Here is a 17,335-nt window from a genome sequence, read left to right on the forward strand (position 1 = left end):
TTCTTACGCTTGTGGGTAGCCACCTTATGTCTTTTTCTTTTCTTACCACTCGGCATAGATTCCTATTTAATGATTATTATTATTTAACCTGTACGTTGCTTTTAACACCTTCTACAAAAACCTTAGCTGGTTTAAACGCCGGAATATTATGTGCCGGAATTTTGATAGTGGTATTCTTGCTGATGTTTCTTCCGGTTTTTTCTGCCCTTGTCTTGATGATAAAACTACCAAAACCACGCAAGTAAACATTGTCACCACCTTCTAGGGAAGACTTCACCTCTTCCATAAAGCTCTCTACAGTCGCCTGAACATCTCCTTTTTCAATTCCCAGCTTGTCTGAGATTTTTGATACAATTTCTGCTTTCGTCATTTGTCGTGTTAAATTTTCAGTATAAATTTTTTGGGATGCAAATATATAAATTAAATTCATTCTTTTTCGCTAACAAACTAATTTTAAGTCGTTCAACTCTACATTTATCAATTTACCTATATAGGCTATCTGCTTTGGTTGTTAAACCTTTACTTTTGCCATCCATTTTAGAGGTAAATGACTTTTGCAAATGAAATATTGGCCTGGTACGAGCGTAACAAGCGCGATTTGCCATGGCGTACAACGACAAACCCCTACAATATTTGGCTTTCCGAGATAATGTTGCAGCAAACAAGGGTGTCCCAAGGCTTGCCCTACTACCAAAAGTTTGTTGAGAATTTTCCTGCTGTGGAAGATCTGGCCGAGGCTTCCGAAGAGAAAGTTCTCAAACTCTGGCAAGGGTTGGGGTATTATTCTAGGGCCAGAAACCTACATGCGACCGCTAAAATGGTAGCCTACGAATATGATGGGCAATTTCCTGATACCTATAAAGAACTGCTCGCGCTCAAAGGTGTGGGCGATTATACAGCAAGTGCCATAGCTTCTATCTGTTTCGGTCGACCTGAACCGGTGGTTGATGGTAACGTCTATCGCGTTCTTTCTAGATATTTCGGTGTCGACATACCTATTAATAGTACCGAAGGTGTCAAATACTTTAAACAATTGGCCCGGGAAGTTATGCACCTTGAACGAATAAGGGATTATAATCAAGGTATAATGGAGTTCGGCGCCATGCAATGTGTGCCTCAAAGCCCGAATTGCCAGGTCTGTCCGTTAAGTTCAAGCTGTAAGGCTTTAAAAGAGGGCACTGTAGGAAGTTTGCCCGTGAAATTGAAAAAGACCAAGGTAAAAACACTTTACTTTAATTACTTGGTTCCGATATCTAAAGGTGGTTTGACTATCTTGGAACAACGAACCGATAATGGAATTTGGCGCAACCTTTGGCAGTTTCCGTTGCTCGAATCTAAAAAAGAACTTGAATTGAAAGAATTGAAAGTTCAACTTGAAGCATCTGAACATTTTTCAAAAGCATTAAATGTTTCAAGGTTCGACCCCATGTCGATTATACATAAACTGTCGCATCGCCACATTCATACGGTATTTTGGATTATAGAATTGAACGATATTTCCAATGGAGGCATTCCTTTTGAAAAAGTTGAGCAATATCCCGTTCCTGTTTTAATAGATGAGTTCTTGAAAAGACTTAAAAATTCGTATTTTTGGCCATTAAACGACAGCAGATTATGAGCGGTACATTAAACAAAGTGATGTTGATAGGGCATTTGGGCGATGAGGTTAAAATGCACTACTTTGAAGGAGGCGGATGCATCGGTAGGTTTCCGATTGCGACCAATGAAACCTATACAAATAGGCAGACGGGAGAAAAAGTGACCAACACCGATTGGCATAATGTAGTTGTGCGCAACAAAGCTGCCGAAATATGCGAGAAGTATTTGAGCAAGGGCGATAAGATATATGTTGAGGGCCGTTTAAAGAACAGGCAATGGCAGGGTGAAGATGGCAATACCCGTTATACGACTGAAGTACACGTGCAAGACTTTACTTTTTTGACCACTAAAAAGGAGAGTATGGAGAATAGCCAAAGTAATTCATCTCAACCTGTGGCACAATCAGGGGGGCAACAACCTGCACAGAGAAATACGGCTCAGCAACATACAGTCAATGAGCCGGAAGAAGATGATTTGCCGTTTTAAGCTATTGAAATACGCTATAAAATTAAGGTAGTGTTTTGTATATTCATATTCCATATTTAAATAACCGAATACTTATTAATAGTAAATCGCGTTTTACAAATAAATTTTAACGATTGGACCCTGACCCTCTTAGTGTTCTTCCGAATTTTATGGCCTCCGGAGGTACTTTTGCCTTCCAAATAGCGGTTTTAATATTACTTCTTATTTGCTCAGCCCTTATTTCAGGTGCCGAAGTAGCATTTTTTGGCCTTTCCGCTACCGATTTAAAAGATATCATCGAGAAAAAAACCACTCAGGGTGGCATAATTGAAAGATTGCTCGACCGACCTAAAAAGTTGCTGGCGACAATTCTGATAGCCAATAATGCAATCAATATTGGGGTGGTTCTGCTTTTTAGCGATGTAGGCGAAACTTTGTTTGTAAATGTCGATATCGAATGGGTTCGTTTCGTGCTAGAGGTGGTGGTCGCAACTTTTTTGATTTTGATGTTCGGTGAAATCTTGCCGAAGGTATATGCCAATAGAAACAGGGTGGCCTTTGCCCATTTCATGTCCTTTCCCTTAAAGGTCTTAGATGTGATTTTTTCACCTTTAAGCCTGCCCATGCGGGCCGGAACGTTGTTTCTGTACAATAAATTGGGTAAGCAAAGGTCTAACCTTAGTGTTGACCATCTTTCTCAGGCTTTAGAGCTCACCGATGAAGGCGATACAACCAAAGAAGAGCAAAAAATATTAGAGGGTATCGTTTCTTTTGGTAATACCGATACCAAACAAGTTATGTGCCCTCGGATAGATATTTTTGCCTTAAGCGAAGATATGAAGTTTCCTGAGGTTATGCTCGAGGTCAAAAAGAACGGATACTCTAGAATACCGGTATTTTCTGAGAATATGGATAATGTTCTGGGAGTTTTGTATGTAAAGGATTTACTGCCCTATATCGACCGTAAAGCTTTCAATTGGATGAGTCTCATTCGTGAGCCCTTCTTTGTGCCGGAGAACAAAAAGTTAGATGATTTGCTTTTAGAGTTTCAGGAAAAAAAGAACCACTTGGCCATCGTTGTTGATGAGTATGGTGGTACCTCCGGTATTGTTACCTTAGAAGATATCATAGAGGAAATAGTCGGTGATATTACTGATGAGTTTGATGATGAAGACCTTATTTTTTCAAAACTCGACGATTATAACTTTGTATTTGATGGCAAAACGGCGCTGAGAGATTTTTATAAGGTCACCAAAATCTTGAACGAAGATGAGTTTGAAGAGAAAAAGGGCGAAGCTGAAACCGTGGCAGGTTTTGTTCTTGAAATTGCTGGAAGTTTTCCGAAGCGAGGAGAAAAAATTGCATTTAACGACCATACCTTCATCGTTGAAAGTATGGATAAGAAGAGACTAAAACAGATAAAGGTAACCTTGCCCAAACCCGAATCAGTTCAATAGATATAATGGTAACTTTCAAAATCAACGTAGCATGTTCTTGAATTTTAGACAAAAACCAAGTTGGCCATTGAGATTATTGCCTTTGATGTCGGTTTTGGTCGTGCTCTCGAGTTGTAAGGAAGATGTTTTGCCAAAGCCAAAGGCAGAGTTGAGGTTAGAATACCCTAATCCTGAACCTGTGAAATTCGATACCGATTACTTCAGCTTTCGTTATAACGGGTTAGCAAAGGTGAAAAATACCAATGCTTCTTCATTGACGTTAGAGTACCCCGAAATGAAAGGTGAAATCTTTATCAATTACAAATCGGTGGAGACAAATTTGCAAAAACTTCTATCTGACGCCCAGAAATTCAGTTACGAACATTCGGTGAAGGCAGACGGAATTCTTGAGCAACCGTTTATTAATTCTGATGATAAAGTTTACGGAATGTTCTATGAAGTAAGTGGCGATGCCGCCTCACAGGCGCAGTTTTATGTCACCGATAGTACAGAGCATTTTGTAACCGGGTCTTTGTACTTCTATACCAAGCCAAATTACGACTCGATATACCCCGCAGCGGTCTATTTAAGAAAAGATATTAGGGCGATTATGGAAAGCCTTCAATGGAAGTAGATTTAAGGCAAGATTAGTGAATAAGGCTTACCTTTAATTATTAAGTATTCTTTCAGCTTGGGAAATACTTAAATCGATTTCTTCTTTTAATAAGGCAATTTTTTTCTCTTCTTCGAGAAGCCATTTTTTCTTCTCTTCTGTCAGTTGCTTGCCCTTCATCATTTCGTCTGCATCGAAACGTTCGCTAAAATTTTCCATCCAGCTTACCATAGATTGGTTGGCAGCTTTTAGATTTTTTATAGCAAGCTCATACTTTTCCTTTTTATACGAGGCATTGGCCCTAGTAGTCAGTTTATTAATGAGCTTGGATAGTTTGGGCATATCGTTCATAACTTCGTCGTGAGAAGCCATGACCGAAATCATTTTGTTGGGTTCTTCACCACTTTCTTGCGAATGGCTTACCGAAACAAATAATGTCAACATCAAAATCAGTAGTGAGGTACGAAGGCCTTTTGTCATCTTTAATGATTATTAGAAGCCGTTAAATTAATAACCGCAGGTAAGTTTTACCAAAAGCCTTCTTTAAATGAAGAGCTTAATTCGATGAACGTGTGATGATTACTCCGTAATGCCAAGTAGTTCTTTGGCATTCGCGATACTGGCGTTGATTTCTTCTTTTAAATCTTTTACTTTTTTTTCTTCCTCATCGAGCCATTCTTGTTTTTGTGCGGATAACTCTTTTCCGTTCAAGATTTCATCTGGGTCAAAACGATTTCCGAAGTTCTGCATCCAATCCATCATCGATTTGTGTGCCGATTGTAATTCTTTTCGGGCTTCCATGTATTTCAAGCCGATTTCGGTACTGTCGTTCTCCTTTGAGTTCAGTTCACCTACCAAATCACCCAGTTGGCTCATCTTTGGCATTACTTCATCGTGTATGGCCATTACCTCTTTCATTTGGGAGGTTTCTTTCTCTTCTTTACAAGAAGAGCCAAAAAATAGCGTGAAGACTGCCAATACCATTAATATTCTCATAAACCCAGATTTTATACAAAGATAGAAATTAGTCCCGTCTCGCTATTCGTCAAAGATGTATTTAATGGGGTAAATGATTGTCAAAATAAGATTTATTCAAAATCGGCATCGGTTAGGTCTTCATTGACCTTTATTTCTGAAACCTTGAATTCAAAACTCTGCGGACCGACTGTCTGGCTTATACTAAAGGGAAAGAGAACCCCGTTCACTTCTTGATAATCATTATAATTGATGGTGCTGGTAACCGTTTGGCCACCCATATCGCTTATGTTGACTTCCTGAACCTTAAGGCCGCTCTCTTTGTCGAAATAGAGCCATTTCTCATCGGAAACCTTCAGTTTATAGGCGGTCTTGCCATCAATGGGCTCTGCACCTTCCAACTCTAAGTTTTTCTGCAAATATTCAATTTCCGGAAATGGAGTAGCTTCTTCCTTAACCTTTATCAACTCATCATCGCCCATCTCTTTCTTTTGGCCCTGTATTACCATATAACCCTTTTCACCATCGTAAACTTGTAAACTCATTGAGTTGCCGGCAACTTTTACTTCTTGGAAAAATTGGTTCTTAGAGGTTTTTTTCATCTCAAGATTCAGTTTCATACCTTGAAGTTCGGCCTCGGCCAAAAGCGTAAAATTGTTTACTTCGTTCAGTTTTTCTTTTCCGCCTATGGCATCTATATATTTGTTCAGAATATCGTTGGAGTTTACATCTGCGGGTACTTCTGCAGAGTAATCGGGTTTTTTGACACTACGGGCGAAAGTGTCGTAATAGCTCACTGGCAAGGCCTTACCTTTAAATGTTATTTTTTCCAAGTTTTCGAGGACCTCGCTTCCTTTTCCGGCCACCACAATTCTGAGATTCGATGGTTTGAGGTATTTCTTTGCCGCTTTTTGAACGTCTTCAATAGTGATGGCATTAATTTTTTCCAGGTAAGTTTTGTAAAAATCTTTTGGAAGATTTTCAGTTTCAATATCTAAGGCATATTCAGCAATGGTCGCTGGGTCCTCTAGGGCCATTACGAACCTACCAGTATATTTAGCCTTGGTGTTTTTAAGCTCTTCCTCCGATATTGGTGCTGAATTGATTTTGTCAATTTCTTTGAGTATTTCTACCACCGAACTATCGGTAACGGCATTTCTAACACTGGCAGTGGCCCGAAATCTTGAAGGGGCATATTTATCATATCCTATTTGTGAATAAGATCCATATGTGTAACCCTTATCTTCACGAAGATTCAAGAATAAACGACCGTCGCCACCGCCCAATATTTCGTTGGCTATGACTGCTGACAGGTAATCAGGGTCGTTTTTTTTCAAATCGACCAAATTTTCGACCGTTATTTCTGACTGCACCGCATTGGGCATGTCAATAAAATTGATTTGGGTGTATAGCGCATCGGAAGGTCTCGAAAATTGAAACGATAGTGGAGCGGCTTTGGTCCATGGCGTGAATTCTTCTTCGACCAATTCTTTTACCTGTTCAAAGTTGATGTCGCCTACTACCACCAAATAGGCATGCGCCGGCACAAAGTAATTTTCATAAAACTGAATTACATCGGTGAGCGAAACTTTATTGACACTCTCAGCAGTAATAAATTCACCATAGGGGTGCTTTGTGGTAAAGGCCAAGGCCAAGCTCACACGTCGAGCAATGGCGGGAACATTCTTTTCACCTGCCTTGAGATTGGTCAACAACTTTTGTTTTTCCTTTTCGAATTCGTCATGCGTGAAATTGGGGTTAATGGCCGCATCTGCCATGAGCTCCAAAATTCTCGGAAAATATTTCGAAAGTGAGGTAGCAAAGGCACTTTGAGAGCCAAAATTGATTCTTGCCCCTAGAAAATCTACCTCTTCGTTAAACTCGTCTTTAGGTATGTTTTTTGATCCCTTGCCCAGCAAACTTGCCATTAGGGAAGAAACGCCGGCGTTATCACCTTCTAAAACCGGGGGGTTATCGATTCGTAACTGTATGGAAACCCTTGGTAGTTTGTGATTTTCTACCACCAAAACTTCTAGACCGTTTTGTAGCTCGAACCGTTGGGGGTCTTGTAAATTTATTTCGGGAGCTGGCCCTGGTTGGGGCATTTGACTTCTGTCTATCTGTGCATTAAGCCCAATGGTAATCAGCGTTATGAACAAGAGGGTAAGTGACTTTTTCATGACTTTTATTTTGATGTATTAGGCTGTTTCTAGTTAGCTTGAGCCTCTTTTGGCAAATAATCGATTATCACACGTTGGTTTGGTTTGAAGTACTTATCGGCTACTTCTTGTATCTCTTCGCGGGAAATAGAGCGGTATATTTCGATTTCTTTGTTGATGAGATCGGTATCACCGTACAAAAGGTAATTGCGCGCTAAAGAGTTGGCAATTCCTGCTACGCTTGAATTCGAGTTGACAAAACTGTTCTCAAACTTGTTGAGAAGCTTTTGATGGTCTCTTTCGGTAATGAGCTCTGTTCTTACTTTGGCTATTTCTTCTTCCATTTCGGCAATGAGCGTTTCACCTGTGGTTTCGCCAACCGGTAGGGCATAGACCAAATACATGCCGTAATCTTCTTGCCCCACATTAAAAGCACCTACTTGTACGGCCTGTTTTTGGTCGTCTACCATTTTTTTATAAAGTTTTGAGCTTTGACCATCACTCAGATAAGTTGAAATCATATCTAAAACATAGGCATCTCTTTCTCTGAAACCGGGTGTTCTGTAGGCGATTACATAGGCGGGAATCTGAATGTTCGGATCGTAAGTTTGAATTCTTGACTCTTGGGTAATTGGGTCTTCTTTCGGATAGTTTCTTGTTACGGCTTCTCCCCGAGGTATATCACCGAAATATGCTTTGACCCATTTTTTGGTTTGTGGTATATCGATGTTGCCCGCCACTACTAACACCGCATTGTTCGGCACGTAATATTTGGCATTGTACGCAACAACATCGTTTAAGGTGGCGGCATCCAAATCTTTCATATAGCCTATATTCGGGTCTTTGTAAGGATGTTTTTTAAACAGACTCTTACCTACCTCGATAATAAGTTGGCCATACGGGCGGTTATCATAACTGAGTCTTTTTTCCTCTTTAACAACTTCTTGCTGGGTGTCTACACCTATTTGGTCAATGACCGGATGTAACATTCGCTCTGATTCTAACCAAAGGCCCAGTTCTAAATTGTTCGATGGAAATACTTCATAATAATACGTGCGGTCTTGGGTAGTATTGGCATTATTTTGCCCGCCATTTGAGGAAACGATTTCGAACCATTTTCCCCTTTCTATGTTTTTAGAGCCTTCAAACAACAGGTGCTCGAAAAAATGGGCAAAACCCGTGCGTCCCTCGGTGCGGTCTTTTCCACCGACGTGGTACATGACCGACGTGGTCACTAATGGAGCCGTGTCGTCATTATGTAAAATTACGTGCAGGCCATTGCTCAGATCGTACTCTTCGAAAGTTACTTCTTGGCTTACGAGATGGGTAGCCGTTAAAAGGGCAATGAGGGCTACGAAAGCTGATTTGGTCATAGTAGCGTGTTTAGATACCTATTGGTAGCGATTAAGATGTTCTCGTTACAAGTTTATCGATTTTTGATAAAAATTTCTTCTGGGGTATTTCAATTTAACAAGAATTGTGAAAAATATGTTCTTAATTTTCAGTAATTTAAATGTGTGAACCTAAAAATTTTTGGATTATGAAACAGTTTGCTTTACCCATTCGTTTTGGAGTAGCCACAAGTGGCTGTCTTGTTGCCTACTTTTTGATTCTATCCCTATTTGATTTGCATACCAATGTCTTTTATAGTCTTTTCAATGGCGTAATAACCGGTTTTGGAATTTACGAGGCCATTAAATACTATAAGATGGAAAAGCAGAACAGCTTTGATTATGGTAAGGGTTTTACCGCCGGTCTGGTAACCGGTTTTGTGGCCACCTTTATATTTACTTTGTTTTTTGCACTTTATGCAACCGAGATAAACATAGCATTTTTGCAAGAGCTGACTACCGTTTGGTTCAATGACTTTAAGAATTTTGAAGGTATTGTTTTCTTTACCGTAGCTATTATGGGCTTTGTAACTAGTTTGGTTTTGACTCTTTCATTCATGCAGTTGTTCAAAACAAGCAACAATATTCGAAAAAAGCCCATTTCTAACCGTATGGGGTTATAGTTCCAATGCGTTGGTAGTCAATGATAACACAAGTAATTTGGAGCGTTAGTTACTCTCTTGCTATTAAGAAGTAGTGATTGGGCGATTTTACATGCCAAAATCTAACTGATTGTGTTGTACATTAATGAATTAGACGTATATTTGCATCCGCTTATTGAAAAATAAGTGTTTGTAAAAACTAATTTATATACATTATGTACGCAATCGTAGAGATGGCAGGGCAGCAATTCAAAGTTGCGAAAGACCAGAAAGTGTATGTGCACCGTTTGCAGACCGAAGAAGGCAAGAAAGTTGTTTTTGACAATGTTCTTCTTTTGGCAGATGGTTCTGATATCACTGTTGGCGCCCCGGCTATAGACGGCGCAGCTGTAGAGGCTAAAGTCGTGAAGCACCTGAAGGGTGACAAGGTAATCGTCTTTAAAAAGAAAAGACGTAAAGGTTACAAAAAGAAAAATGGTCACAGACAATCGTTAACTGAGATAGTTATTGAGAGTATTGTAGCCAAAGGAGCTAAAAAGGCTGCCAAGAAAGAAGAGCCGAAAGCTGCTAAACCTGAGGCCAAAGGTAAAGATGCGAATGTAGATGTTTCTGTAGCATCAAAACCAAAGGCTGAAAAGACAGAGGCTAAGAAAGCGGCTCCAAAGAAATCGGCTAAAGGTGATGACCTTAAGAAAGTTGAGGGTATCGGTCCGAAAATTGCCGAGACATTGGCGGAGGCAGGTATTACCACTTTCGCTGAATTGGCTGCTACAGATGCTACCAAAATCGCCGAAATCATTTCAGATGTACGTGGTAACCATGTTACCGATACATGGCCAGCTCAAGCAAAACTCGCTGCCGAAGGTAAGTGGGATGAGCTTAAGAAATGGCAAGATGAATTGGATGGTGGTAAGGCATAAGTTTTACGCTTGAACTAAAATTTAATCACGTGTTTGTCCGTTAAGGCCATACACAACAAAAAATAAATATCATGGCACACAAAAAAGGTGTAGGTAGTTCTAAAAACGGTAGAGAATCAGAATCGAAACGCTTGGGCGTTAAGATTTTTGGTGGTCAGGCCGCTATTGCCGGAAATATCATCGTTAGACAACGTGGTACTAAGCACAATCCTGGTGAGAATGTGTATGCCGGAAAAGACCATACTTTACATGCCCAAATAGATGGCATCGTGAAATTTGAAAAGAAAGCTGGCGGAAAGTCGTTCGTTTCAATCGAACCTTTTACTGCGTAAGCAAACTTTTTAAGAATTTAAAAAGCCCCAAGCTAAAGTTCAGCTTGGGGCTTTTTGGTTTCAAAAAGGCGTAATTTGTATGCTGTATTTGTTTAAATTTGTTGTCCGCTTCTTTTTTAACAACAAAGAAGGCGCCCCCATATCACTCATTTTCAACGAAGTTCAAATTAAACATTGACCACAATGGCTAAAATTGAAATTAAGGGTACGCCCGAGAAGCTTGAGCGGGTTTCTATTTTTTTAAAGACCAACAATATTGAGCACTCTATTATTGATGACTTTGGAAACCATTCGGTAGAAGACACCGAAAAGTACAAGGCATTGATGAGAAAATATAACCAGTTGACCTAATTTCTTCTGAATGCTCTAATACGCCTTCCCTGAAAGTTATTGACTTTTTGGGCACGGCTGATAAATGATTAAATCTAAAATTCAAACTACTTTCATATTTATGAACTCCGCCGAAGCTGTTGACCTTAGTAAAATATATACTGAAATAGAAAATGGAAATAGAGATTGGAATCAGGTCTTGGAATCCATTATCTCTTATTTTGACTGTTCTACCGGTACTCTTCACTTTCTAAATCAAGAATCTGGACTATTAAAGTTAGAGGCACAAAAAGGTATACCCCCGTTTCTCATTCCGAAATTGGAAACTATTCCTGTTGGCAAGGGTATGGCAGGTATTGCCGCAGAAAGAAAAGAGGCCGTTGAAATGTGCAACTTGCAAACCGATGATTCCGGAGTTGCCAGGCCAGCAGCGAAAGAGACAAAGGTAGAGGGTTCAATTGCAGCCCCTATGTTGCTAAATGAAAAGCTTTACGGTACTCTAGGTGTTGCTAAACCCGTTCCTTACGATTTTACGGATAAAGAGAAAGCGGAACTTCTGAGTTTAGGTAATGCTATCAGTAAGATTTTAAGTAATTGATAAAACTTTTTAAAAAAATAAAAAGCCCTTGTATTTACAAGGGCTTTCATTTTTATACGCGCGACATTCAGTCTTAGTACCTGTAATACTCAGGTTTAAACGGACCTTCTACGGTAACACCAATATATTCCGCCTGGTCTGGCTTTAGTTCGGTAAGCTCAGCTCCTAAACGAGAGAGGTGAAGGGCCGCCACTTTTTCGTCTAAATGCTTAGGAAGCATATATACTTCATTTTCGTATTTGTCACTATGGTTCCAAAGCTCTATTTGCGCTAAGGTCTGATTGGTAAATGAATTACTCATTACAAAACTAGGGTGCCCCGTCGCACAACCTAGGTTGACCAATCTACCTTCGGCAAGAACAATAATGTCTTTTCCGTTAATAGTATATTTATCTACTTGGGGTTTAATTTCATCTTTGGTAGCCCCAAAGTTAGAATTCAACCACGCCATGTCTATTTCATTATCGAAGTGACCGATATTACAAACAATTGCCTTATCCTTCATGGCTTTAAAATGCTCTGCCCTAATGATATCTTTGTTACCGGTTGTAGTAATAACTATGTCGGCATTGCTGACCACCGTTTCAAGTTTTTTCACCTCATAACCATCCATACAGGCCTGTAAGGCACAGATAGGGTCAATTTCCGTAACGGTAACGATAGACCCGGCACCTCTAAAGGAGGCTGCGGTACCTTTGCCCACATCTCCATAACCACAAACTACAACTCTTTTTCCAGCAAGCATGGTGTCGGTGGCCCTTCTAATGGCATCAACCGCACTTTCGCGACAACCGTATTTATTATCGAATTTAGATTTGGTAACCGAATCGTTTACATTGATGGCGGGCATTGGCAAAGTACCTTTTTTCATGCGCTCGTATAAACGGTGAACACCTGTAGTGGTCTCTTCCGATAGGCCTTTTACGTCTTTGGCCAATTCAGGATATTTGTCTAACACCATATTGGTAAGGTCACCACCATCGTCTAAAATCATATTCAAAGGCTTTCTGTCTTCACCAAAGAAAAGGGTTTGCTCAATACACCAATCGAACTCTTCTTCGTTCATGCCTTTCCAAGCATACACGGGAACTCCGGCAGCGGCAATAGCAGCAGCTGCATGGTCTTGGGTAGAGAAAATATTACATGAGCTCCAAGTAACATCGGCACCCAAGGCTACCAAGGTTTCTATAAGTACAGCGGTTTGAATTGTCATGTGAAGACAACCGGAAATTCTTGCGCCTTTCAAAGGTTGCTCGTTTCCGTATTCTTCACGAAGTGACATCAAACCGGGCATTTCGGCCTCGGCAAGTTCAATTTCTTTTCTTCCCCAATCCGCTAGTGAAATATCTTTAACCTTATACGGTAGATAGGAAACAGTTTTGGTATCCATAGTCTTTTTTATTTTTTACTTTCGTAATACCGATACGTACTACATTTTGTGGTGGCAAAGTTAAGAAAAAGGTACAGAAAGTTATGCCTATTTATAAGATACTCAAGGTAAATGCTTCGACTACGGTCTATATATGGAATGTGGTCGAAAGTGAAGCGGCGCTTGCAGAAAAAGTTACATTGACCGATCATTGCCAGAACCGCATGAACGGTATGAAGTCTGAACTTCACCGACGCGCTTTTCTCAGTATCAGGCACCTCATGGCCGAAGCAGGCTATGTTGATGCAGATTTATATTATGATGAAGTCGGTAAGCCCCATTTAAAGGATGGTAATAAAATTTCTATAACCCACTCGAACAATTTTACGGCGATTATTGTCAGTAGTACCCATGAAGTGGGCATTGATATTGAAAAACAACGTGAAAAGATTTTACGGATCGCGCATAAGTTTACACCGATCGAAGAATACAAAACCATCGCCAATACAGATGCTTTGATTAGAAAATTGACGATTGTTTGGGGATGCAAAGAGGCGCTCTATAAAATTTATGCAGAACCAGGTCTGAGCTTTATACATCACATAGATGTTAAAGACTTCTCTTTTGATAGTTCGGCAACCACTGCCGAAATTTTATATCATGGCGATTCTTCTTTCTATAACATCCGTTTTTTTGAATTCGAAGGTTTTACCTGTGTTTATGCACTTAGAACCTAAAAATATTTAATACTAGGCCCTCATTCAGGGTTCATATTCCAACCAAATAATGAAAATATCAGTCGAGCTTACTTTTTCCCCTTTACAGGATGATTTTGAAGAACATATAATGAAATTCATCAAAAAGTTAAGAAGCTCTAATCTAACAGTTCTAGAAAACCCGTTGAGTACCCAGGTATATGGCGATTATGATACCGTTATGGAGGTGTTACAGAATGAAATCAAAGATGCTTTTGAATTGATGGATAGGGGGCTTATGTACATGAAACTGGTAAAATCTGACAGAAGCGATTATGAGCCACATTTTTGATTGGCTTTTCGCCCAATACGAAGGAGTTCCGAATCATATTGTCGTATTAGAGCTGATCAGCGTAGTTTTTGCGCTTTTAAGTGTGGTCTACTCAAAACGGGAAAACATCTTGGTGTTTCCCACGGGTATCGTAGGTACTGGTATCGCAGTTTATATTTTATGGATCTACGGTTTATTGGGTGATATGTTTATCAATGCCTACTACTTCATAATGAGTATTGTTGGTTGGTATGAATGGACGAGAAAAGTGGATGAAGATCATTATATTCCCGTAACGCTGACCACTTCCAAAGAAAAGCAATGGTCGGTTCTATTGTTTATAGGCACCATAGTTTTTGTCGCCCTAGTTTATTCTTTTACTGATAGATTCAATAGCTGGACGGCTTATACCGATATTTTTACGACGGCCATATTTTTCGTCGGTATGTGGTTGATGGCCAAGAAGAAGCTAGAGAATTGGGTTTATTGGATTGTCGGTGATGTTATTACCGTTCCGCTCTATTTATATAAAGGGCTTATATTTAGTGCCATTTTATATTTTGTATTAACCATTATTGCAGTCTTCGGTTATCTGGCATGGAAGAAACGCTTAAACAAAAGCCCTCAAACCTTATTAAGGTAGTATTATTTGGTCCTGAATCTACAGGAAAGACCACGTTGAGCCGTCAATTGGCTGAACATTATGGCACTTTATGGGTGCCTGAGTATGCCCGCGAATATTTGCAGGAAAAGTGGAACAGAGAGCAGAAAACCTGCGAGCCGAAAGACTTAATTCCGATAGCACAGGGTCAGGTTAAGATGGAAAACGAAATGACCAAAAAAGCTACAAATCTTCTTGTTTGCGACACAGACCTTCTAGAGACTAAAGTATATTCCGAAGCTTATTATTTAGGATATTGTGACCCACTTCTTGAGAAATATGCGCTAGAGAATACGTATGATCTGTACTTGCTTACCTATATAGATGTACCGTGGGTTGCAGATGACCTGCGTGACAAACCTACTGAAAGGGAAAGAATGTATACTTATTTTAAAGATACCTTAAAGCGCTATGAAAGGAATTTCACTATCTTGAAAGGCACTAATAGTGAACGTTTGGCTACGGCCATTGAATATATTGACCAATTATTGAATAAGACATGAATTTAACTGCGAACGACTTGACATTTCTTTCTGAAAAGGGAATTTCACAAGAGAAGGTAACTCAACAAATCGAAACTTTTAAAGAGGGAATACCATTTGTACAGCTTGAAAAAGCTGTTACGGTTGGCGATGGCATATCGAAATTTACTCCCGAAGAAGAAAAGAACATGATTGGTAAGTTTGAAGAATCAGCTAAAAACGGACTTTCTCTACTGAAATTTGTACCCGCATCGGGTGCTGCGTCACGTATGTTCAAGGCTTTGTTCAATTTTCTTGACGCTTATAATCCAAAGGAAGAATCTCTTGATGCTTACTTTGAGAGAACCGGTGATAAAGATTTAGAGGTGTTCGCAGATGGTATTACAGAATTTGCGTTTTATGATTTGGTTAAAAAAAGAATATCGGGTCAAGCAAACTCAAAAGATGAAGAAGTATACTTGTTCGTGAAAGAGATGATGTCAGAAGAAGCCTTGAATTACGGTTTCTACCCGAAGGGTCTTTTACCATTTCATAAGTATGTAGCCAATACGGCAACCCCTTTTGAAGAGCATCTTAAAGAAGCGGCCGCTTACTCAAAATCTGGTGATACCGCCGAACTGCATTTCACTATATCGCCGCAACATGGCGATATGTTCAATTCTGAATTTGCAGCTGTAAAAGAAAGGGTTTCTTCTGAAACTAAAACCTCGTTCAAGGTCAGCTATTCTTATCAAAAGCCATCTACCGATACCATCGCCGTAGATATGAATAATGAACCGTTCAGAAACTCAGATGGTTCTGTGTTGTTCAGACCAGGAGGGCACGGTGCGCTTATCGAAAACTTGAATGAGCAAGATGCCGATATCATCTTCATAAAAAACATCGACAATGTTACGGTGCCTAGATATGCCGATGAGGTTGCCGATAGCAAAAAAGTTCTCGCAGGTGTACTACTGAGTGTTCAAGAAAAGGCATTTGATTATGCCAAAAAATTAGATGATGAAGAACTGTCTTCAGACGACTTGGCCGAGATAAGAAGCTTTCTCGAAAGTGAATTGAACGTAAAGGTATCGCAGAAATATGCCGATAGCGATTTAGAGGGACAGTTGACAATTCTAAAACAATCTATCAACAGGCCTATCAGAATATGTGGTATGGTAAAGAATGAAGGGGAACCTGGCGGTGGCCCTTTTTGGATCGATAATCGAAAAGGAAATATCTCGCTACAGATTATCGAATCGGCGCAAATAGATACCGCAGACGATGAGCAGAATAGTATTTTACAAAATGCAACACACTTTAACCCGGTAGATTTGGTCTGTGGGGTTAGAAATTATAAAGGCGAAAAATACGACCTGCTTGAATATGTAGACCCTAAGCAAGGTTTCATTACAGGAAAAACTAAGGAAGGAAGAGAATTGAAGGCACTTGAGCTACCAGGGCTATGGAACGGTGCCATGGCATTTTGGAATACCATTTTCGTAGAAGTACCTTCCATTACATTTAACCCAGTAAAAACGGTAAATGATTTATTGAGACCTGCCCATCAAGTAAATAATAAATAGTAGAACAAACCTAATGCTCTTAAAGTAATAAAAAAGTGTGTAAGTTTTACACACTTTTTTAGTTCGTTACACACTGCTACTCAGTTCATTAAAAATTGTTTATTTATCTAAATATATGATAATCAGTTTTTTAAACTAAAAAAAGTATACTGCGAAGCAATTGGCATCTTTTTAGTTCTATACTAAGCGAATATCAAAACAAATAAATTAATCTTAACACTATTAGAAATGAAAAATTTAATGTTTGCTGCAGTATTGTCTTTAGGTACAATGACTGCTTTCGCTCAAGAAGAAGAAACAACTGTAGAAGAAGTTGCTACTGAACAAGTAGAAGCTACTCAAGATGATTACACCGAAATAGCTGCTGAAGAAGTTCCTGCTGCTATTACTGAAGCACTAGAAGCTGCTCACCCAGGTGCTACCATCTCTAAGGCTTTTATGAATGAAGAAGCTGAATATAAGCTAGAGGTTGCTAAAGAAGACGGTGAAACTGCTGAGCTATACGCTGACGCAGAAGGTAACTGGATTGAAAAGTAATTCCTCGAGCAGATAGCCGATAATTAATCGGTGAAGAAAGTCCTATCAACTTTTAAAGTAGATAGGACTTTTTTATTGTGCCTAATTACTCAGTTTTACCGAGTGATTCAACCTCGGCTTTATAAACCTAATGTGTAACGTGTTTACTTGGTTACACACTTTTTAAATGCAGTATCCACTATTACACACATAAATATTACACGATATTTATTAAACAACTGATTTTCAATAAATTATAAATTTTTTGATTTTTGGTATCATTATTTCTTTACTGT

General features: G+C 39.4%; 21 protein-coding genes. 15 read left to right on the forward strand and 6 right to left on the reverse strand.

Translation table 11 applies throughout. The features are described from left to right. Positions 1–79 precede the first annotated feature (79 nt). Positions 80–370 (reverse strand): HU family DNA-binding protein, encoded by a 291-nt coding sequence (locus IL356_RS05285; RefSeq protein ID WP_013992739.1) that lies wholly within the window; start codon positions 368–370, stop codon positions 80–82. Positions 371–547: 177 nt separating this feature from the next. Here IL356_RS05285 and mutY point away from each other — a divergent pair, with 177 nt between their 5' ends. The 4 genes from mutY to gldD all read left to right on the forward strand — a co-directional run bounded on the left by mutY (position 548) and on the right by gldD (position 4,134). Further along, positions 548–1,618, forward strand: coding sequence for an A/G-specific adenine glycosylase (mutY, locus tag IL356_RS05290; RefSeq protein WP_121850463.1), 1,071 nt, complete (start codon positions 548–550; stop codon positions 1,616–1,618). Beyond that, complete coding sequence (locus IL356_RS05295; RefSeq protein ID WP_121850462.1) at positions 1,615–2,085, forward strand: single-stranded DNA-binding protein; 471 nt, start codon at positions 1,615–1,617, stop codon at positions 2,083–2,085. Before mutY ends, IL356_RS05295 begins: the two co-directional genes overlap by 4 nt. A gap of 113 nt (positions 2,086–2,198) precedes the next feature. After that, the gene (locus tag IL356_RS05300; RefSeq protein WP_380084774.1) at positions 2,199–3,521 is read left to right on the forward strand and encodes a gliding motility-associated protein GldE; all 1,323 of its coding nucleotides are present in this window, start codon (positions 2,199–2,201) and stop codon (positions 3,519–3,521) included. A gap of 31 nt (positions 3,522–3,552) precedes the next feature. Next, positions 3,553–4,134 carry a gliding motility lipoprotein GldD gene (gldD, locus tag IL356_RS05305; RefSeq protein WP_121850461.1) on the forward strand — a complete coding sequence of 194 codons (582 nt, stop codon included), beginning with the start codon at positions 3,553–3,555 and terminating at the stop codon, positions 4,132–4,134. Positions 4,135–4,167: 33 nt separating this feature from the next. Here gldD and IL356_RS05310 read toward each other — a convergent pair whose 3' ends face one another. From IL356_RS05310 to IL356_RS05325, 4 genes are all read right to left on the reverse strand, one after another. Next, positions 4,168–4,593 (reverse strand): hypothetical protein, encoded by a 426-nt coding sequence (locus IL356_RS05310; RefSeq protein ID WP_121850460.1) that lies wholly within the window; start codon positions 4,591–4,593, stop codon positions 4,168–4,170. A gap of 99 nt (positions 4,594–4,692) precedes the next feature. After that, entirely contained in the window at positions 4,693–5,109 is a 417-nt protein-coding gene (locus IL356_RS05315) for a hypothetical protein (protein WP_121850459.1), read from the reverse strand. Between the two features lie 92 nt (positions 5,110–5,201). Beyond that, entirely contained in the window at positions 5,202–7,268 is a 2,067-nt protein-coding gene (locus IL356_RS05320) for an insulinase family protein (protein ID WP_121850458.1), read from the reverse strand. A gap of 29 nt (positions 7,269–7,297) precedes the next feature. Then, positions 7,298–8,620 (reverse strand): M16 family metallopeptidase, encoded by a 1,323-nt coding sequence (locus IL356_RS05325; RefSeq protein WP_121850457.1) that lies wholly within the window; start codon positions 8,618–8,620, stop codon positions 7,298–7,300. 167 nt (positions 8,621–8,787) lie between these two features. On the opposite strand from IL356_RS05325, the gene IL356_RS05330 reads away from it, so the two are divergent. The 5 genes from IL356_RS05330 (at position 8,788) to IL356_RS05350 (ending at position 11,420) form a co-directional block, all read left to right on the forward strand. Continuing rightward, positions 8,788–9,261 (forward strand): DUF4199 domain-containing protein, encoded by a 474-nt coding sequence (locus IL356_RS05330; RefSeq protein ID WP_121850456.1) that lies wholly within the window; start codon positions 8,788–8,790, stop codon positions 9,259–9,261. A gap of 194 nt (positions 9,262–9,455) precedes the next feature. Then, entirely contained in the window at positions 9,456–10,160 is a 705-nt protein-coding gene (gene rplU / locus IL356_RS05335; protein WP_121850455.1) for a 50S ribosomal protein L21, read from the forward strand. Positions 10,161–10,231: 71 nt separating this feature from the next. Next, complete coding sequence (gene rpmA / locus IL356_RS05340) at positions 10,232–10,492, forward strand: 50S ribosomal protein L27 (protein WP_121850454.1); 261 nt, start codon at positions 10,232–10,234, stop codon at positions 10,490–10,492. Positions 10,493–10,675: 183 nt separating this feature from the next. Next, positions 10,676–10,843 (forward strand): hypothetical protein, encoded by a 168-nt coding sequence (locus IL356_RS05345; protein WP_162987955.1) that lies wholly within the window; start codon positions 10,676–10,678, stop codon positions 10,841–10,843. A 100-nt stretch (positions 10,844–10,943) separates the two neighbouring features. Then, positions 10,944–11,420: a GAF domain-containing protein gene (locus IL356_RS05350; protein ID WP_121850820.1), complete on the forward strand. Its 477-nt coding sequence runs from the start codon at positions 10,944–10,946 to the stop codon at positions 11,418–11,420. Between the two features lie 73 nt (positions 11,421–11,493). Here IL356_RS05350 and ahcY read toward each other — a convergent pair whose 3' ends face one another. Continuing rightward, on the reverse strand, positions 11,494–12,810 hold the full coding sequence (gene ahcY / locus IL356_RS05355; protein WP_121850453.1) for an adenosylhomocysteinase: 1,317 nt from the start codon (positions 12,808–12,810) through the stop codon (positions 11,494–11,496). An 83-nt stretch (positions 12,811–12,893) separates the two neighbouring features. Here ahcY and IL356_RS05360 point away from each other — a divergent pair, with 83 nt between their 5' ends. From IL356_RS05360 to IL356_RS05385, 6 genes are all read left to right on the forward strand, one after another. After that, positions 12,894–13,526, forward strand: a complete 633-nt coding sequence (locus IL356_RS05360) for a 4'-phosphopantetheinyl transferase family protein (protein ID WP_121850452.1) — start codon at positions 12,894–12,896, stop codon at positions 13,524–13,526. 49 nt (positions 13,527–13,575) lie between these two features. Then, positions 13,576–13,836, forward strand: a complete 261-nt coding sequence (locus tag IL356_RS05365; RefSeq protein ID WP_121850451.1) for a thiamine-binding protein — start codon at positions 13,576–13,578, stop codon at positions 13,834–13,836. Further along, a complete protein-coding gene (gene pnuC / locus IL356_RS05370) occupies positions 13,820–14,458 on the forward strand; it encodes a nicotinamide riboside transporter PnuC (protein WP_121850450.1) in 639 nt (212 codons plus the stop codon). Before IL356_RS05365 ends, pnuC begins: the two co-directional genes overlap by 17 nt. Continuing rightward, positions 14,413–14,979, forward strand: coding sequence for an AAA family ATPase (locus IL356_RS05375; RefSeq protein ID WP_121850449.1), 567 nt, complete (start codon positions 14,413–14,415; stop codon positions 14,977–14,979). The genes pnuC and IL356_RS05375 overlap by 46 nt, the downstream gene beginning before the upstream one ends. Then, the gene (locus IL356_RS05380; protein ID WP_121850448.1) at positions 14,976–16,523 is read left to right on the forward strand and encodes a DUF4301 family protein; all 1,548 of its coding nucleotides are present in this window, start codon (positions 14,976–14,978) and stop codon (positions 16,521–16,523) included. The genes IL356_RS05375 and IL356_RS05380 overlap by 4 nt, the downstream gene beginning before the upstream one ends. Positions 16,524–16,751: 228 nt before the next feature. Continuing rightward, positions 16,752–17,060: a hypothetical protein gene (locus IL356_RS05385; RefSeq protein ID WP_121850447.1), complete on the forward strand. Its 309-nt coding sequence runs from the start codon at positions 16,752–16,754 to the stop codon at positions 17,058–17,060. The last annotated feature ends 275 nt before the right edge of the window (positions 17,061–17,335 follow it).

This window comes from Euzebyella marina, from assembly GCF_014855515.1.
Taxonomy (GTDB): Bacteria; Bacteroidota; Bacteroidia; order Flavobacteriales; family Flavobacteriaceae; genus Euzebyella; species Euzebyella marina.